The sequence below is a fragment of the Pseudodesulfovibrio portus genome, assembly GCF_026000375.1.
Classification (GTDB): domain Bacteria; phylum Desulfobacterota; class Desulfovibrionia; order Desulfovibrionales; family Desulfovibrionaceae; genus Pseudodesulfovibrio; species Pseudodesulfovibrio portus.
This window is the reverse complement of the sequence record NZ_AP026708.1, coordinates 410197-428212: the sequence shown is the minus strand read 5'-3', so window position 1 is coordinate 428212 and position 18016 is coordinate 410197. Positions and strand designations below refer to the sequence as shown.

Genomic DNA, 18016 nt, shown 5'->3' with positions numbered 1-18016 from the left:
GATATGTTCGGCAAGCTTGAAGAGATCGAAGTCAAATACGTTCAGTTGGAAGAGGAGCTTGCCCAGCCCGACATCTTCAATGACCAGGAACGGTACAAGAAGGTGTCCAAGGCCCACGCCGACCTCGGCGAGGTGGTCGAAATCTTTCGCAAGTACAAGCAGTTTTCCAGCGACCTGGCCGACAACCGGGAGATGTTGAACGATCCTGATCCGGAAATCCAGGAGATGGCCAAGGCCGAGATCGCGGAGATCGAGGCCGAGCTTCCCCTGCTGGAGGATCAACTCAAGGTTCTGCTCCTGCCCAAAGACCCCATGGATGAAAAGAACATCATCCTGGAAATCCGGGCCGGAACCGGCGGCGACGAGGCGGCTCTTTTCGCGGCCGACCTGTATCGCATGTACACCCGCTACGCCGAGGCCAACAAATGGAAGGTGGAGGAGATGAGCTCCAACGCCACCGGCTCCGGCGGACTCAAGGAAGTGATCGCTTCCATTTCCGGCGACAAGGTCTACTCCAAGCTCAAATACGAGTCCGGCACCCACCGCGTGCAGCGCGTCCCGGCCACCGAGTCCCAGGGCCGCATTCACACCTCCGCCGTGACCGTGGCCATCATGCCCGAGGCCGAGGACGTGGACGTCAGCATCCGCGCCGAAGATCTGCGCGTGGACGTGTTCCGGGCCTCCGGTCCCGGCGGCCAGTCGGTCAACACCACGGACTCCGCCATCCGCATCACGCACATTCCCACCGGCCTGGTGGTCATCTGCCAGGACGAGAAGTCCCAGCACAAGAACAAGGCCAAGGCCCTGAAGGTCCTCCGTTCCCGGCTGTTGCAGCTTGAACAGGACAAGGCCAAGGCCGAGGAAGACGCGACCCGGCGCAGCCAGGTGGGCACGGGCGACCGTTCCGAGCGCATCCGCACCTATAACTTCCCGCAGGGCCGCTGTTCGGATCACCGCATCAACCTGACCCTGCATTCCCTGCACAGGATCATGGAAGGCGAGCTGGACGAGTTGCAGGACGCCCTCATCAGCCACTACCAGGCTGAGGCCATGAAGCACCAGGGCGACTAACCGTTGCCCGGGGGAAACCCATGTCTCCCGTCATTTTCGATATCCTCAGCGCGGGCGAAGCCCGGCTTGCCGGAGTGGATTCGCCGCGCCTGAGCGCCGAATTGCTGGTGGCCCATGCGCTCGATTGCTCCCGCATGGATCTGACGCTGAATCGCAATCGTGTGCCCACCGATGCGGAGCTCGTCGAGATCGAGTCACTCCTGGCCCGGCGCGAGGTCGGTGAGCCCGTGGCCTATATCCTGGGAGAGAAGGAGTTTTACGGCCTCGATTTCCGGGTCACTCCCGACACGCTTATCCCCCGTCCCGAGACCGAACACATCATCGAAGAGGCTGAGTCGATTTTTCCCAAGGGTTCAGTGCTTCATTTCGCGGATCTGGGAACCGGGTCCGGCATCCTGGCGGTGACGCTCTGCGTCCTTTTCCCCGGGGCGACCGGCGTGGCCGTGGACATCAGCCCGGCGGCGTTGGAAGTGGCGAAATCCAATGCTCAGCGCCACGGGGTAAGTGGCCGAATCGAATTTCAACATTCTGATTTTACCGAACAAAAGTTCGATCCCGAATCATTTGAGCTGGTCGTGTCCAACCCTCCGTACGTCACGGAAGGGGAGTTCGCCGACGCCAGCCGGGAGGTGACAGGTTTCGAGCCCACGGGCGCGCTGGTCAGCGGCGTCGACGGCTTGACCCACATCCGCGCGATGCTTCCCCGCATCGAGGACATGCTTGCCCCAGGGGGGTATCTGTTCATGGAAATCGGTTGCGGTCAGGGGGAGGCGGTGCAAAAAATAATGTGCGCAGAGTTTTCGCGATTCGGAGACGTTAGGGTCGTCAGGGACCTCGCCGGATTGGACCGTGTTGTCTGCGCCCGGAAATTATAATGGCGTAATTGCAACAGCAGGCTGAATTCGTTGTTGTAAAAATACAATTAGTTGCGTGAATGCAACACGTCTCTAGAGAAAGTCTTGCCGGTTAACTTGTCGTAATAATTGAATTTCGTCTGTAGACGCCCTCTGGCACCATTCTTGCTTTTTCTTTTGTTACAAACCGGAGGATTAATGTCTCAGACTACCATATTCAAATCAGTGCGTTGCACGGGAATCGGCCTTCACAGCGGCAAGCAGGTGGAGTTGGTTCTCCGCCCGGCGGCTGAGGACACCGGCATCCTGTTTTCCCTACGCAACGGTACCGGTTCCACCTTCCTCACTCCCGCTCCCTCCTTGGTCGTGGAAACCAGCCTTGCCACCGTGCTGGGCGACGGTCGTGAGACCGTGGCCACTGTCGAGCACCTCCTGGCTGCCGTCAACGGCATGGGCATCGACAATATCCATATCGAAGTCTCCGGCAAGGAGCTGCCCATCATGGACGGTTCCGCAGCCTCCTTCGTCTACCTGCTCAAGCAGGCGGGCGTCCGCAAACTGAACAAGCCCCGCCGGTTCATGGCCGTCAAGAAGGCCTTTGAGTTCGAGCAGGACGGAAAATACATCAAGGCCCGTCCCCATGACGGCCTGCGCATCGACTACACCATCGAGTTCGCCCATCCGCTCATCGGTCGCCAGACCATGGAGCTTGAAATCACCCCCGATAATTTCGCCACCGAGATCGCCAAGGCGCGCACCTTCGGTTTCCTCAAGGAAGTCGATTACCTGCACGCCAACGGCCTGGCTCTGGGCGGTTCCCTGGATAACGCGGTCGTCCTTGATGAGTACAACATCCTCAACGCGGAAGGCCTGCGCTTCCAGGATGAGTTCGTTCGTCACAAGATTCTCGACTTCGTGGGCGACATTGCCACTTTCGGCGCTCCGATCCACGGCCATTTCGAGGTGTTTGCTTCCGGCCACGCCTTGAACAATGCCTTCCTGCGCCACCTGGATGAAAACCGGGAAATCTACCTGGAAGAAAAGGTCATGGCCCAGCCCATGGTCGGCGAAGAGGCCTCGGTTGAGGGGGTGCAGCCCGCTCCTGCAATGGCATAGCCGCCTCACTCCTGAACAGGAATGAAAAACCCGCCGCAAGGCGGGTTTTTTCGTTAGCGGAAGAGATGCTCGGCAATGACGCCGCCGTGGCAGCGCTGCGGCAGTTTGGTGATGTGCGGCGGGTCGGCCTGCGCCGCCAGGTTCGGGTGGACCCGTGAGGCGAGGTATCGGGTCAGCGGTTCGGCGTGGGCCATGTGCTGCATCTTGAGCTTGCACGCCACCCGGTCGTTCTTGTGTAAAAATTCCGCGCGTACCAGGCCCATGCTCGGATGGTCGAACTCAACGACGGCCTCGGTCAGCCCCTCGGGGGTCTTGCGGACAAAGGTCACCTGGCGGCGGCTTCCGGGTGCGAGCCATGGTTGGTACAGAAATCGTCCCCGACCGTCATCCAGGCTTTCGGTCAGGCCGTCGGCGCACCGAACGGCGTCGGCATAGCGTGCCAGCAGTTCCCGTGATCCGGCCAGAATGGTGAAAAAATCGCCTGAAGTGATGCATGGGCGGGGAGTGTCCGGGTCCTGGATAAAGGAGATGAACCGGGCCTCGAACAGGGCGCGGGCCGAGTCAAAGGCGTTTGCCCGGTCGAGGACTCCGCCGCCGCCTTGCCGACCGCCTCCCTTCAACTCCTTGAGGACGATGTTGGGCGACAGCTGCTCGATGACGAAGGTCAGCCGCGTGCCTTCGGGATGGATGACCTCCAGTTGCGCCAGAAGCCGGTCGCCGTCGATTTCCACCCAGGCCATGTTGTCCTCCACGTTCTTGAGGAGTACGCCACGGACCTTCTTCTTGAGATGGTGCTTTCTTCTGAACGAGTCGGATCGGCTCCCGCTTCCGCCGAAGCCGCTGGTGTCCTTGCCCGATCCACGTATGCGCATGGGGTTTCCGTCAGGACTGGTCGATGATCAGTTCGATCTCTTCCAGGCTCAGGCCGGAGGATTTGGCCATCTGGGCGGGAGTTTTCCCGGCGCGGTGGCCCTGGATGATGATTTCACGCATGAACTGCGGCGACTTGCAGTATTCATTGGCCAGATCGATCAATTTTCTCATTTCGGCGGCCTTTTTCTCAAGTTGATTATTGAGGGCCACGAGTTCCTGTTGGCGTTGCTCGAAGGTGGCGACCAATTCGTTTTCGAGTTGGGTGTTGAACTGGAGGCGCTTGATGAATTCATCCTGGTTGGCCTGGAGCCCTGAGAGCAAGGTCTCCGATTTTTTCAATCGGAGGAAGAAGAGGATGACCACGACGAGCAGGACGACTTCGCTGACGGAGAAGAGAATGATGAGCAGATCGGACATGGCGTTCCTTGCGGATGGATTCAGATTTTGACGTTGACGATGTTGCCGGCCCAGGGCGAGGCGTTGGAGGCGCCGGTGTCCGGGCTTTCCTCTTCTTCCTCTTTCTGCTTGCGCTCGCTGGAGGCCTGCTGCTTTTCGTTGTTGCCGCCGTCACGGTCCACAGGATCGGTGGCGGTCTTCTTGGCCACCTGCTGGACGGTGCCCTCGCGTTTCTGGACCTGTTCCTGGACCATGGGATTGAAAAGCTGCTGCCGGATTTCGGGCTTGGCCGTCTCCGCATGGGCGATCTTCTGCACGAACGGCAGTTGCGATATGAGGACCGGCAGGTCCAGCGGAGTCGAGCTCATGGTTTACCTCACAAGATATCGATCGAACATCAGGGTGTTGAACTGGCCGAATCCCATGTACTGGTTGACGATGGCCAGCAACTCCTGTTTCAGCTTGTCACTGTTTTCCTTATCGGACAAAAACTGCAAATCCTTATTCTTGAGGTAGTAGAACAGGGCGTTGCGCACGGTATAGGTTTCCTGCTTGAACTGCTTGGCCAATCCCTCTTCTTCCGTGGACAGGAGGATTCGGACCTCCAGGAATCGGATCTTGCCGTCCTCGTCCATCTGTTCGATGAGGAATGGGTCGAGTCGAATGAGAATCTCAGGCGTTTCTTCCACTACCGGGGCAGCATCAGGCTGCTTTTCTTCTGCGGGCGGAGGTGGTGGCGGGGGAGGTGGCGCTTCCGGCTCCCGCAGGAGCAGGATGACGATGACGACCAGGAGAATGAGAATGACGCCCGCGCCGATGAGAACGAATTTGTTCTTGAGGAGGGCGGCGAGGCCGGGTGAGTCCGGCCCCTCGTCGTCCTCGTCGTCGCGCATGGGAGTCTCGTCTTCTACTTCGGCGATCTCCTCTTCGTCTTCTTCGTCCTCGAGGAAAGGAGCGTCATCGAGGTCGAGGTCGACTTTTTGCGTGGCCTTGCTTGCTTCACTGTCGTCGAGCTGTGCCTTGGGCTGCTCGGGAACGGAGGAAGCCGTTTCCGTGACGTCGTCACCATCCGGGACAAGCAAGACCATAATATACGCCTACCGGCAGTTGGTGGGCGTTAGGCGAAGATTTTGTCGATCTTCTGGCCCAGGGTTTCAGGAGTGAACGGTTTGACGATGTAGTTGGACACCTTCGCCTGGACGGCTTCGATGATGTTCTCCTGCTGCGCTTCGGCAGTGACCATCAGGAAGGGGATGTCCGCGTATTCTTCACTGCCGCGAACCTTGCGCAGGAGTTCGATGCCGGACATGTTGGGCATGTTCCAGTCGGATACGATGAAGTCGATGTTGTCCTTGTTCAGGACTTCCCAGGCTGTGGAGCCGTCGTCAGCCTCCACAATATTGGTGAAGCCAAGCTGGCGCAGAATGTTTTTGACGATCTTGCGCATGGTGGAGAAGTCATCAACCACAAGGACGCGCATGCTGGTATCGTAAGCCATTAAATGTCTCCTTTCGTGCAGGGTTACTCGTTGTCGTACCGATCCCTGAATGTCTTCCTCAATTTTTTCAATGCCTGTGAGTGAAGCTGGGAAACGCGGCCTTCGGTTATGTCCATGACCTCGGCGGTTTCCTTCATGTTCAGCTCCTCACCATAATATAGAGATATGACCAATTTTTCCCTTGGCGTCAATTCTTCAATGAGATTGGCTACTTTATCGACGATTTCCTGGAAGGCCGCAGACTGGAAGGGTTCATCCTCCGTGGCGTGCTTCTTTCCGATGAGGTTTTCCTGGAAATTGTCGAGGCTCAGGCAGACCTGGTTGTTCAGAGCTTCCAGCCCCTGCTGCACCTCTTTTTCGCTCATGCCGGTGTGGTCCTGGAGCTGCATGGGGGTCGCCGGTGCGCCGGTTTCGTGCTCGATCTGGCGCATGGCGTCTTCCAGTACCTTGACCTTTTGCCGCAGTCCCCTGGAAAACCAGTCCATTCGCCGCAACTCGTCGAGCATGGCCCCCTTGATGCGGTTTTCCGAGTACGTGTCGAACTTGATGCCCAGTTCGGGGTTGAACTTGCCCAGGGCGTCGAGCAGCCCCAGGCTTCCCGCGCTGATCAGTTCATTGAGCTCAACGCTTTGCGGCAGTTTCGCCTTGAGGCGCAGGGCAAGAATCCGGATTTTGGGCGCGTAGAAGCGGACGATGTCCTCCCGATCCCTCGGAGAGAATTCGTCCCAGCTCTTGACGCCTTTTTCCAGCTCAAGCCACGGACTTTTCCCGGAAGAGGAGCTTCTTCCAGAAGAACTTAATATTACCATCGGTATTGGGCGTTACCTGCCATGCGTTGATCTTCTGGGCCGTCTGGCGGACGGCGACACTAGCCGGGGTCTTGGGAAATTTGTGGCAGAACGGCGTCTGCGCGATGACCGAGTTGCGGACGTTCTGGTCAAAGGGGATGAAGCCCACCAGGTCCAGCGAAATGCCGTCGAGAAAGTGGTCGCAGGCGTTCAACAGCTTGATGTAAACGTCCTTGGCCGTCTTGCCGTCCTTGACCATGTTGACCAGCACGCGGAATTTTTCCACGCCGTGCTGGAGCTTGAGTACCTTGATCAAGGCATAAGCGTCGGTCAGGGAGGTGGGTTCCGGTGTGATGACCAGAAGCCGTTCCTGAACAGCCAGATTGAAATAGAGCACGTTGTCGTTGATGCCCGCGCCCGTGTCCACGATGAGGTAGTCCACGGTGTCTTCCAGCGAGTCCATGGCATCCAGAAGGTCGATCTTCTGGCCCTTGTCCAGGCTGACCATGTCGCTGACGCCCGAGGAGGCCGGAAGGATGCGGAATCCGTACGGGGTGTCGAACAGGATCTTGTCGAGTGTCATGTCCTCGTGGAACAGGTGAAAGAGATTCAGTTCGGGAGCCAGTCCGAGGATGACGTCGACGTTTGCCAGTCCGAGGTCCGCGTCCAGGAGAACGACGTTTTTGCCCGCCGCGCTCAGGCAGTAGGCGAGGTTGACGGACATGTTGGTCTTGCCGACGCCGCCCTTGCCGGAAGTGACGGAAAGAACCTGTGGCAGTTGGGAACTCATGGCAGGTTCTCGCTCCTTAGGGTTGAATTTCGCCATTGGGCAGGGTTCGCTTGAACAGCAGCCGCCAGACCATCTCTTCGGATGCCTCGATGATGCTGTTTTTCAGTCCGGTTCCGTACGAAAGGGCGGAGACCGGCAGCCCGCTGGCGAAGGCCATGTTCAATACTGAGCCAAATGTACAGGCTTCGTCGAGTTTCGTCCAGATAACGCTTGCAAGTTGTTCACTTTTATATTTCTCGACAAAGCGGTTGAATTGGGCGGTGCTGTAGTAGGGGTTCAGCACGAGGTGAATGGACAGGTCGTCCATGGCCCGCATGCCGTACAGGGTAAGCCATTCTTCAAGGGACGTCTTGGCAGGCAGACCGGGCAGGTCGATGAGGACCATGTCGAAATTCTTCTCTTCTTCGCGCAGCAGGGAGAGGTCGTCCCGGGTTATGATCTCCCGAAAAGCCAGGCCGCTGAGTTCCGCGTAGTGCTTGAGGACCAGCCGCCCCTTGCCCCTTCCGCCGTCGGCCGTGGCCAGGCAGATGCGGGTTTTGGGATTTTCCTTTTTGATCTTCAGGGCCAGCCGGACGAGGCTGGAAGTCTTGCCTGCGCCGCCCGGGCCGGCAAAGGCGTGAAAAGTGTTGGACCAGTTGGCAGGCTTGAAGGGAGCCGCCTTGAGCATGGGGTCCAGGACCTTCATGATGGAGTCGTTGCCGTTCTCCCTGAGGCCGCAGTAAACCCTGGCCAGGACCGTTTCATCCACGTCTTCCCGTTCCAGGTAGTCCATGGCGATCTTCTGTTTGGGGGAGAGGTGCCGCGGGTCCATCTGGGGCTTCATCAGGGCCATTATGTGCCCCTTGATCTGGCTCCATTCCCGCTGCCATCCCACCGCATCGCCGAGGGCGTCGTCCACCACCGCATCCCGGGTCGTTGCCGGGCGGATCGGGGAATTTTCCACGGCGGCCACGATTTCACAGCACTTGGAGCCGTTGTCGCTGATGGTCTTGTTGGACAGGATGACGGCTTCCTCGCCAAGTTCGGCCTTGACCTTGGCGAAAGCGGCGGTGGAGGTGGCGGCCTTGAACGTCTTCATTCTCATAATGTGATCCTAAAGTTCAACGGTTGCGGCTGACTGGATTTTGACATCAGTGGGAATCTCCGCCTGCGATATGACCGGCAGGGTCGGAATGAACCGGTTCAGCAACTGTGCGAGCTGCGAACGAATCTGGGGTGCGACCAGCAGGATCGGCTGGCCGTCGGCCACCATGGCGTCCTCGGTGGACCGGTTGATGGCCTGGATGACCTGTTGGGCCACGCCCGGTTCCAGGGCCAGGTAGCCGCCCTGTTCCGCCGGGCGCATGGCGCCGCCGAGGATTTCGTCGATCTGCCGGCTCATGGTGATGATGGGCAGGGTGCCGTCTTCGCCGAGATACGGCTTGACGATGGTCCGGCTCATCTTGGCCCGGACGTACTCAGTGAGCTGCGTCGGGTCCTGCGTGGCAACGCCGTAGTCGGCCAGGGTCTCCACGATGGTCAGCAGGTCGCGGATGGAAACGTTCTCCTGCACCAACGCCTGGAGGACCTTCTGGATGCCGCCAACGGTGAGCACTGCCGGGACCAGGCTTTCCACGGCCTTGGGAGCGCGTTTGGACAGGTTGTCCAGCAGTTCCTGCGTTTCCTGGCGACCCAGGAATTCTGGCAGGTTGCGCCGGAAGACCTCGGTCAGGTGGGTGGCGATGACCGTGGACGGATCGACCACGGTGTATCCGGCCAGCATGGCCTCTTCCTTTTGCGATTCGGGGATCCAGATGGCCGGGAGGTTGAAGGCGGGCTCCACGGTCTCCACGCCTTCGATGCGCTGCTTGGCGTCGCCCGGGTCCATGGCCAGGAAGTGGTCGATGAGCAATTCGGCGCTGGCCACCGGGTTGCCCTTGATGAGCACACGGTATTCGCCGGGCTTGAGCTGCAGGTTGTCCCGCAGGTGCAACGAAGGAATGACCACGCCCATGTCCAGGGCGAACTGGCGGCGGATGGAGCGGATGCGCGAGAGCAGGTTGCCGCTCTGTTCCTCGTCCACGAGCGGGATGAGGCCGTAGCCCACCTCCAGTTCCAGCTGGTCGAGCGGAAGCAGGGCGGCGACCTCCTCCGGGGTATCCAGGGTCGGGACATCCTTGGCTTCCGCATCTTCCGCCGGGCCCATGATGGCGGCTTGCTGCTGGGCGGACATGTGGCCCACGCCGTAGGTGATGGCCGCCAGGGTCAGGAAAGGTATGGTCGGCATGCCGGGGACGATGCCGAAGATCACCAGGATGCCGGACACGAGCTTCAGGGCACGGTGGTGATAGGAAAGCTGGCCGATGAATTCTTCGCCCATCTTGGCTTCGGCCGCGGCGCGGGAAACGATGATACCCGCCGAAGTCGAAATGATCAGCGAGGGGATGGTGGCTACCAGACCGTCGCCGATTGTCAGCAGGGTGTATGTCTGGGCGGCGTCCATCCATTCCATGTCCTTTTGGAGGATGCCGATGAGGAAGCCGCCGATGATGTTGATGGCCGTGATCATAAGACCGGCCTTGACGTCTCCTGAAACGAATTTGCCCGCACCGTCCATGGCACCGTAGAAGTCGGCTTCACGGCGCATGTTGTCACGGCGTTCGTTGGCCTCTTCCTCGGTGATCAGGCCAGCGTTGAGGTCGGCCTCAACGGCCATCTGCTTGCCGGGCATGGCGTCCAGAGTGAAGCGTGCCGCCACTTCGGCGATACGCGTCGTACCGGTGACGATGACTGTCTTGTTTAGGATGAAGAGGATCATGAAGATGACGATGCCGATGACGTAATTGCCGCCGACAACGAATTCGCCGAAACTCTGGATGACCGATCCCGCCGCCGAGGTGCCCTCATCGCCGTGCAGGAGAATCGCCCTGGTGGTGGCGACGTTCAGGGCGAGCCTGAGCAGGGTGGTGACGAGCAGCAGAGACGGGAAAATGGAAAATTCGAGAGGAGAGATCATGAACATGGAGGTGACAAGGACGACCAGTGCCAGTGAGATGGATACTGAAAGCATGAAGTCGATAAACGGGGTGGGTAACGGAATGAGCATCACGAAGAGGATGATCACCACGCCGCTTGCCAACATCATGTCGCCCTGTTTGGCGAACTTGGAGTAGTCTATTTTCGGGACTTTGGATTGCTTGGACGGCTGAGCCATGTTTTTGACACCTCGTATGCGGTCGTTTCCGGGTCCGGAGGTGTGCTCAGGATGCTTTAACTACTTGCGTCTCCTGAACTTATCCAGCTTAGCCAGGATGGCGGCGACGGCTTGGAACAGTTCCTCCGGGATGGTCTCCCCGATCTCTACCTGCTTATACAAAGCCTGTGCCAAGGGTGGGTTTTCCTCGATGGGAATGTTGTGTTCGCGGGCCACTTCCTTGATCCGTTCCGCCACGCGGTTGAGCCCCTTGGCCAGAATCATGGGGGCGGGGGCCACGAGGGGATCGTATTGAAGGGCGATGGCGTAGTGGGTGGGGTTGGTGATGACCACGTCCGCCTTGGGGATGTCCTGGAACATTCTGGAGGCCATCATCTCCATCATCTTGCGACGCTGCTGCTGCTTGACCTTGGGATCGCCCTCGGCCTGTTTGCGCTCATCCTTGACCTCGTCCTTGGTCATCTTGATCTGTTCCGCGTAATTCCAGCGCTGGTATACGAGATCGATGATGGCGATGATCAGCATGGGGATCAGCGCGTAGCAGACCATTTTGTAGCCCACGGAAAGCAGGTAGGCGATGATGCCCTGGGTATTGGAATGGAAGAGGGGAAGCAGATTCGGCATTTCCTGCTGGATGACGATGTAGGGCGCGATGCCCACTGCCGCGGCTTGGACAAGGGCCTTTGCGAGCTTGATCAGCGCATCCGGGCTGAGCATGAGTTTTTTTATGCCTGCCATCAGGTTGAACATCTTGGCGAATTTTGGCTTGAGCGGCTTGGTCGTCCACAGGGAGCCCACCTGGAGCCGTTCGGACAGCCAGGCTATGAAGGCGACAATGACCATGTAGGGCAGGACCAGCAGGGCCATCTGCTGCAGTCCCCAGACAAACAGCATGTAGGCGGACCGTTTGTTGATCTCGATGTGGATGCCTTCCTTGAAGGTCCAGTGGAAGATTTCAATCAGATGGTCGTGATAGAATCCGATCATGAACCGCAAGGTGAGAACGCCGGCCAGGAGAACCATGACCTTTGACAGTTCCTGGCCTTTGGCGACGTTGCCTTCAGTGCGTTGCTTATCCCGCCGCTTTTTTGTGGCTTGTTCGGTTTTACTTGGATCTTCCTGGCCTATCATCGGTCATGTCCTTACGGGGATTTCGGTGATGCCAGAATCAGGATTCGTTCATACAGCGGGCCGAGTTCGCGCAGGAAGTCGGTCACATAGAGGGACATGATGGTGAAGATGAAGCCGAGAAAGAAGAATCCCACGGTGATCTTGATGGGGAAGCCGAGAACCAGGACGTGCATTTGCGGAGCAACCCGGGATATCAGGGCAAGGGCGAGGTCCACGAGGAACAGCGCGGCCATGATCGGGGCCGCTATGCGCACGGCCAGGGTGAACATTATTCCCGAGAATTGGAAGAAGTGGGTGGCCAGGTTGCTGTTGATGAACAGGCCCCCGGGGGGAATGTGCTGGAAACTCGTTGCCATGGCCTGGATGAGGTAGAGATGCCCATTGAGGACCAGGAAGGTCAGCATCGTGCACATGTACAGGAAGTGGGCGGTGACCGCGTTGCTGGTGCCGGTTATGGGGTCCACCACGTTGACCATGGCGAATCCCATCTGGAAGCCGATGATCTGGCCGCCGAGCTGCACGGCCGCGAACAGAAAATTGACGATCATGGAGAGGATGATGCCGAGGATGAATTCGCCGATGATCATGAGCGCGATGTTCCAGCCCGTGGGCATCAGTTCGCCGGGGAAGGAAAGCTGGGGCCAGAGGGCCAGCGACAGGACGAGAGCCAGCGCGGCCTTTATCACGACGGGAATGGAATTGCCTCCGAAAAACGGCATCAGAAACAGCACTATGCTGACGCGAAAAAACGTCAGATAGAAGCTGAGAAGATCAGATGGGTTGAATCCGAACAAGTCCATTGTGTAGGTGCTGCAAAACCCGAACCAAAGGGATCGGGCCGGGCGGGTTTGTCAAAGAGCGGGCCCTTTTGGAAGATTGTATTCCAAAAGGGCCCGATAAATTCACGTTCAGGAGTCCTCTAGTTGAGGATATACCGCTTCGGATTGACCGGCACGCCGTTCAAGCGGACTTCGTAGTGCAGGTGGGGGCCGGTAGAGCGACCGGTGTTGCCTACGTAGCCGATGAGTTCGCCCCGGGTCACCATCTGGCCGCTCTTGATGGCGATGCGGTGCAGGTGGGCGAAGCGCGTCGACAGGCTGGAGTTGTGCTTCAGCCGGATGCTCAGGCCGTAGGAGCCGTCGCGACCGGAGAAGGTGACGGAACCCCGCGCCGGGGCGTAGATGGGGGTCCCCCTAGGGGCGGAAATGTCGATGCCCTTGTGGAACTCGCGCTTGCCGGTGAAGGGCGAGGTCCTCCAGGCGAAGCCGGAAGTCACCCAGCCGGACGTGGGCCAGATGGACGGGGTGGCTTCGAGAATGTTCTGGTTGTTGCGCAGGGTGTGCATGATCTCCTGCTGGCGGACCTCTTCGAGGCGGGCCTCGACGTTCAGCTGGCGCAGGAACTCGTGCATCTTTCTGGCCAGGAGCTCCTGGCGGTACAGGGGCAGGTAGCCCTTGGAAAAATTCTCGTTGGCGGGGCCGCCCTTGGGGGCTGCAGCCTGGCTGCCGTCCTGGTCGAGATTGATCATGACCCGAAGCTTGGAATCAAAATCGCGGATGCGGCCTAGATTCTTTTGGAGGGAGGAAATTTTCTGGGAAAGACTCAGGAGTTGGGTTTTTTGTTCCTGAACGGTTTTTTCGGCGATGTTCAGGCCCTGTTCGACACGGCTGTGTTGTGCGTATTTGTTCCACAGTATGACGTTTCCGGCGGCCATGGACACCGTCAGCAGGAAAAGCGTGACGATAAACCACCCACGAAGCTGGAATTTTTTACAGGAACCCTGTTTGTCTTTGAAGACAACTATATGGTATTTTCTGAAAAGCATTGTCTTTCCAGTGCGTTGTAGTATTTCAGATGCAGCTTATCCGCAGCTTTGGGTATAAATAGTCTAGACTTTTTTACTTGTCAAGTTAACCTGTTGCCGAGTCACTGCATTAAACACGTTGTTTTTGATGCGTCTGTCGTGCCGCCACATTGAACGCAGCCAGTCGTGTATGTCGTCTCGTTTCGTGGAGCCGTTGGACGGGCAGATGTTTTCCCAGACGGGCAATTCCCATTGCCTGGCCGCCTTGATGACGATCTTTTTGTCCAGGAGCATGGTCGGGCGAATGACGCGGAGATTGCCGTTGAAAAAGGATTCGTTGACGGACAATCCGTCGGCGCGACCGTTTTGCAGCATGTTCATGAAGAAGGTGACCACGTTGTCGTCGGCGTTGTGGCCGAAGGCGAGGTGGGTCAGGCCGTATTCGCGGCACAGCTCGAAGAGCCTTTTCCTGCGTTGCATGGCGCAGAAGAAGCAGGGGGAGTTTGACCGATTCTCATCGGTGTGCGCCCTTGGGCCGTAATCGGTCAGCTCCATGTGGGCGCTCACTCCGTTGGCCGCGCACCAGTCCGCCAGCGCCAGGTGCGAGTCGGGATCGAATCCCGGATTGACGTGCAGCACCATCAGTTCAACGGGGAAGGGCATGATGGCCTGCCGAATGAGCATGACCTTGAGCATGAGGAAGGAATCGACGCCCCCCGAAATGGCCAGGCCGATCCGGGAGCCGTGCGACACCATCTCGGTCTGCTGCATGAGCTTTCCGGTGGCCGATACGCACTTCTTCTGCGCGAAGGTCAGTTTACCCCAGGATGCCATCTGTTTTTCTTCTCCGTGTTCTGCTATGAAGAGCGAGCCAGCCCAGGCTGATAGTGTATTCTTCCTTGACTTGCAAGGGGGCATGGGGCACCTTATCAAGCTTTCTCGTGGGGGTCGCCTCAAAACGTCGCAGCCCCGCATTGATGAAACCGGTATCCTGTCGGAGGGAGACCTGCCTTGAGACGGATCGTGTGTATTGTAGCCGTGCTGTTTCTCGCCGGACTGGCCGGGGGCGTTTACCTGTACGACACGTATTCCGACACTCGGGTGGAGACATCCAGATGGTTGTCCAGCTCCCTGGACAATGTGGTTTCGGTCCACGTTCTTTCGCCCGAAGGCTCCTACAGCCTTTTTGCCAAAGGCGACACATGGAAAGCGGATGTGCCCGGAGCGTCATGGAACGTCAGGGCGCACGTCAAACCGAACAGGGTCAGGGAGTACATATCCTATCTGGCGGACCTGACGCCCGACAAGTACATTGCCGACGTGGACCAGGACGGGCCGGAGAGTTACGGATTGAATGATCCGAAATTCAAGGTCATCCTCAATTTCACGGGAAAGACCGACGGGCAGTTGGTCATCAAGTTCACGGTCGGGGAGACCGGCCGTGTGTTCGGCTGGAATTCCCGGAATCCGGGGATGGTCTACGAGTTCGACGGCAAGACGCTTGAACGGCTGGCTCTGCCCGCCCTGCATTTCCTGGACGATTATATTTTCCGGTTCGACGAGGAGTTGGTGGACAGGGTCCAGCTCGTCCAGCCGTTCGGGTCCAGTTGGCTGGTGGAGAAAGGGGAGTCCGGGTTCATTTTCAAACTGCCTGGCTACCTCAAGGGCAAGCAGGCATCGGGCTCCGACCTGAAGCTGTATGTTCACAGCCTGGCGTTGATCAGGGCCAAGCAGCTCATTCTGGAGCCCGTGGTCATCGACAAGGAGATGCCGACCCTGACGGTCAGGGTGTGGGGCAAGGGGGGCAAGAACCATTCGGTTGAGTTCTTTCCCTACGAAGACTCGCCGGACGTGTTCATGGGGGTGTCCTCCTGGCTGACCATGCCTTTCCTGGTGGATGCCCAGAGCGTGGCCCAGATGGTCAAGAGCGCTTTCGACATCCAGAGCAGGACCGTCATGGCCCTGGATATCGGCACAGTGGATCGCGTGGTCATCGACCATGGAGAGGCGAGATTCACGGTTGAAAGGAGCGACACGGGTTGGCGGTTGCGGGGGACGGAAAATGATATCCCCGGCATTGACATGTCGCTCTGGAGAATTACAAATTTAAAGTTTGAGGCGTTGCCTCTGAACAATCTGTCCAAGACGGCGGTCGCGCTCATGCACTGCAGGCTGTTGGATGCGGACGGGAAGCTCTTGAAGGCGATGACCTTTTATGCGGACCCGGAACTGCCGCAGGGACAATGCTGGATGAAGAGCGAGGACGGGATGTATTATCCCGTTTCAAGCCGTTTGCTCAAGGATTTGCAGGGCATGTTCCCGGCGATCCGGAGCAACAAGAGACAGTAATACCGCTTCGCAAGAAGAAGGAGAATAACATGGCACGGATCACTGTTGAAGATTGCCTGGAAAAAGTCAGCAACCGTTTTCTCATCACCCAGATGGGCATCAAGCGCGTCAAGCAATACCGTGAGGGTTACGAGCCCCTGGTGGAGTCCAAGAACAAGGAAGTGGTCAGCGCCCTTCGTGAGATCGCCGCAGGCAAGGTCGTTCCCGAGGCATCCATTCCTGAAGCCGACGTCCTCGTCGACACCCCCGAGGAAGCCTAGTACGCCCCATGTCCAAACGCGATTATTACGAGATTCTGGGAGTGGACAGGTCCGCATCCCAGGATGAGATCAAGTCGGCGTACCGCAAAATGGCCTTCAAGTTTCATCCGGACCGGAACCAGGATGATCCGGACGCCGAGTCCAAGTTCAAGGAGGCCGCCGAGGCCTACGAAGTCCTCGGCAACGACGAGAAACGGCAGACCTACGACCGCTTCGGCCATGAAGGCATGGGCGGCAACGGTTTCTCCGGTTTTTCCAGCAACGAGGACATTTTCGGCGCCTTCAGCGACATTTTCGGCGAGGTCTTCGGTTTTTCCGCGGGCGGTCGCGGCGGGAACCGTCCCCGGGCGGGTTCCGATCTCAGGTACAATCTTGAGATATCCTTTCGCGAGGCGGCCAAGGGCGCCGAGGTTTCCATCCAGATTCCCGTCGAAGTGGCCTGCGACACATGCAGCGGCACCGGTGCCGCGCCCGGTACCCAGCCCCAGACCTGCCCGCACTGCGGCGGGGCCGGCACCATTCAGCAGGCGCAGGGATTTTTCCGTATTTCCGTGACCTGTCCCCAGTGCCGGGGAGCGGGCACGTTGATCACCGACCCCTGCGACGAGTGTCTGGGGCGCGGTTCGGTCATCAAGGACAAGGACCTCAGCGTCCGCATTCCGGCGGGTGTGGACAACAATTCCCGCCTGCGGTTGCGCGGCGAGGGCGAAGCCGGCATCAACGGCGGTCCTCCGGGCGATCTCTACGTGGTCATCCGCGTGGCCCCGGACGATGTCTTCGAACGCCAGGGGCAGAACCTGATCATCAGCCGGGAGATATCCATGGTCGAGGCCGCAATCGGCCATCGGCTGGAAGTCCCCACCCTGGATGATCCGGTCAATCTGGATATCCCGGCAGGGACCCAGTCCGGCGAGGTTTTTCGCCTGCGCGAACTGGGACTGCCCCACCTGGGCAGTTCCCATCACGGCGATCTCCTGATCGAGATCAAGGTCAAGACGCCCACCCGGCTGACCGATCGTCAGAAGGAGCTCCTCACGGAGTTCTCCGAGATCGAGCAGGAAGAGGCGGGCAAGTTCAAGAACAAGGCCAAGGACTTCTTCAAGAAGGCCAAGGACAAGGTGATGGGAGAGTGACCCGTGGCTGACGGTTTTTCTCACATGGATGACGACGGCAACGCCCGCATGGTGGACGTGTCCGGCAAGAACGACACGAAGCGCACGGCCATTGTCCGATGTCTCGTTCGTCTGGCCCCGAAGACACTGGCTCTGCTCATGGAGAACGCCCTGCCCAAGGGGGACGTCCTGACCACGGCCAAGATTGCGGGCATCCAGGCTGCCAAGCGGTGCGCCGACCTCATTCCCATGTGCCATCCGCTGCCCATTTCCCTTGTTGAGATTCGTTTTTCCGTGAACGAAGCCGATTCGACCATCGAAGTCGAATGCGAGGTCCGCACCACCTACAAGACCGGCGTGGAGATGGAGGCCCTCATAGGCGTTCAGACTGCCGCTGCCACCATTTACGATATGTGCAAGGCCGTGCAGAAGGATATCGTCATCGACCACTGTCGACTGGTCTACAAGTCCGGCGGCAAGTCCGGCACGTTCCGCGCCGAGTAGATTCGGCCTCCTACAGCTGCAGCAAGGGGAGAGGGAAACCGTGTAAACGATTCCCTCTCCCCTTGCTGCGTGTTGTGGCCGTCTTTTCTGCCGGTCCAGACGGGCAAGTGTTGATTGTTCAATCAGTCAAAATATGAAAATAATATTAAAGTTGAATTATTCCAGTATTTTGTTGTTGAAATAATGTCTTGCACTAAGCATTTCTTGTGATAAATATGAATTCTGGCTGGCGAGCGCCGGCCTGTGTGAACATGAAAACGATATCAATGGAGATAAA

20 protein-coding genes are annotated in these 18016 nt (G+C 58.4%); 7 read left to right on the top strand and 13 right to left on the bottom strand.

The window, feature by feature from the left end:
• Positions 1-3: 3 nt before the first annotated feature.
• From prfA to lpxC, 3 genes are all read left to right on the top strand, one after another.
• Positions 4-1071: a peptide chain release factor 1 gene (gene prfA / locus OO730_RS02155; protein WP_264982937.1), complete on the top strand. Its 1068-nt coding sequence runs from the start codon at positions 4-6 to the stop codon at positions 1069-1071.
• A gap of 20 nt (positions 1072-1091) precedes the next feature.
• Positions 1092-1946: a peptide chain release factor N(5)-glutamine methyltransferase gene (gene prmC / locus OO730_RS02150; RefSeq protein ID WP_264982936.1), complete on the top strand. Its 855-nt coding sequence runs from the start codon at positions 1092-1094 to the stop codon at positions 1944-1946.
• A gap of 177 nt (positions 1947-2123) precedes the next feature.
• Complete coding sequence (gene lpxC / locus OO730_RS02145) at positions 2124-3041, top strand: UDP-3-O-acyl-N-acetylglucosamine deacetylase (protein ID WP_264982935.1); 918 nt, start codon at positions 2124-2126, stop codon at positions 3039-3041.
• A 53-nt stretch (positions 3042-3094) separates the two neighbouring features.
• Here the strand turns inward: lpxC and OO730_RS02140 are convergent, their stop codons facing one another.
• The 13 genes from OO730_RS02140 to OO730_RS02080 all read right to left on the bottom strand — a co-directional run bounded on the left by OO730_RS02140 (position 3095) and on the right by OO730_RS02080 (position 14348).
• Positions 3095-3913 (bottom strand): hypothetical protein, encoded by an 819-nt coding sequence (locus OO730_RS02140; RefSeq protein ID WP_264982934.1) that lies wholly within the window; start codon positions 3911-3913, stop codon positions 3095-3097.
• A gap of 10 nt (positions 3914-3923) precedes the next feature.
• Positions 3924-4331, bottom strand: a complete 408-nt coding sequence (locus OO730_RS02135; RefSeq protein ID WP_264982933.1) for a hypothetical protein — start codon at positions 4329-4331, stop codon at positions 3924-3926.
• Positions 4332-4351: 20 nt separating this feature from the next.
• A complete protein-coding gene (locus tag OO730_RS02130; RefSeq protein WP_264982932.1) occupies positions 4352-4678 on the bottom strand; it encodes a hypothetical protein in 327 nt (108 codons plus the stop codon).
• Between the two features lie 3 nt (positions 4679-4681).
• Positions 4682-5398, bottom strand: a complete 717-nt coding sequence (locus OO730_RS02125; RefSeq protein WP_264982931.1) for a flagellar basal body-associated FliL family protein — start codon at positions 5396-5398, stop codon at positions 4682-4684.
• Positions 5399-5427: 29 nt separating this feature from the next.
• Positions 5428-5808, bottom strand: coding sequence for a chemotaxis response regulator CheY (locus OO730_RS02120; RefSeq protein WP_264982930.1), 381 nt, complete (start codon positions 5806-5808; stop codon positions 5428-5430).
• A gap of 23 nt (positions 5809-5831) precedes the next feature.
• A complete protein-coding gene (locus OO730_RS02115; RefSeq protein WP_264982929.1) occupies positions 5832-6617 on the bottom strand; it encodes a FliA/WhiG family RNA polymerase sigma factor in 786 nt (261 codons plus the stop codon).
• Entirely contained in the window at positions 6559-7386 is an 828-nt protein-coding gene (locus OO730_RS02110; RefSeq protein WP_264982928.1) for a MinD/ParA family protein, read from the bottom strand. The genes OO730_RS02115 and OO730_RS02110 overlap by 59 nt, the downstream gene beginning before the upstream one ends.
• Before the next feature lie 16 nt (positions 7387-7402).
• Positions 7403-8470 (bottom strand): flagellar biosynthesis protein FlhF, encoded by a 1068-nt coding sequence (locus tag OO730_RS02105; RefSeq protein WP_264982927.1) that lies wholly within the window; start codon positions 8468-8470, stop codon positions 7403-7405.
• 9 nt (positions 8471-8479) lie between these two features.
• On the bottom strand, positions 8480-10579 hold the full coding sequence (gene flhA, locus OO730_RS02100; protein WP_264982926.1) for a flagellar biosynthesis protein FlhA: 2100 nt from the start codon (positions 10577-10579) through the stop codon (positions 8480-8482).
• Positions 10580-10639: 60 nt separating this feature from the next.
• A complete protein-coding gene (flhB, locus tag OO730_RS02095) occupies positions 10640-11710 on the bottom strand; it encodes a flagellar biosynthesis protein FlhB (protein ID WP_264982925.1) in 1071 nt (356 codons plus the stop codon).
• An 11-nt stretch (positions 11711-11721) separates the two neighbouring features.
• Positions 11722-12510, bottom strand: a complete 789-nt coding sequence (fliR, locus tag OO730_RS02090; RefSeq protein WP_264982924.1) for a flagellar biosynthetic protein FliR — start codon at positions 12508-12510, stop codon at positions 11722-11724.
• 119 nt (positions 12511-12629) lie between these two features.
• Complete coding sequence (locus OO730_RS02085) at positions 12630-13535, bottom strand: M23 family metallopeptidase (RefSeq protein ID WP_264982923.1); 906 nt, start codon at positions 13533-13535, stop codon at positions 12630-12632.
• 63 nt (positions 13536-13598) lie between these two features.
• Complete coding sequence (locus tag OO730_RS02080) at positions 13599-14348, bottom strand: tRNA lysidine(34) synthetase (protein WP_264982922.1); 750 nt, start codon at positions 14346-14348, stop codon at positions 13599-13601.
• 177 nt (positions 14349-14525) lie between these two features.
• On the opposite strand from OO730_RS02080, the gene OO730_RS02075 reads away from it, so the two are divergent.
• From OO730_RS02075 to moaC, 4 genes are read left to right on the top strand one after another with little or no spacing between them, the layout of a single operon-like run.
• The gene (locus OO730_RS02075; protein WP_264982921.1) at positions 14526-15863 is read left to right on the top strand and encodes a DUF4340 domain-containing protein; all 1338 of its coding nucleotides are present in this window, start codon (positions 14526-14528) and stop codon (positions 15861-15863) included.
• A 29-nt stretch (positions 15864-15892) separates the two neighbouring features.
• Complete coding sequence (gene rpoZ / locus OO730_RS02070; protein ID WP_264982920.1) at positions 15893-16123, top strand: DNA-directed RNA polymerase subunit omega; 231 nt, start codon at positions 15893-15895, stop codon at positions 16121-16123.
• Positions 16124-16131: 8 nt separating this feature from the next.
• On the top strand, positions 16132-17256 hold the full coding sequence (gene dnaJ / locus OO730_RS02065) for a molecular chaperone DnaJ (protein ID WP_264982919.1): 1125 nt from the start codon (positions 16132-16134) through the stop codon (positions 17254-17256).
• A 3-nt stretch (positions 17257-17259) separates the two neighbouring features.
• Positions 17260-17739, top strand: a complete 480-nt coding sequence (gene moaC / locus OO730_RS02060) for a cyclic pyranopterin monophosphate synthase MoaC (protein WP_264982918.1) — start codon at positions 17260-17262, stop codon at positions 17737-17739.
• Positions 17740-18016: the final 277 nt, after the last annotated feature.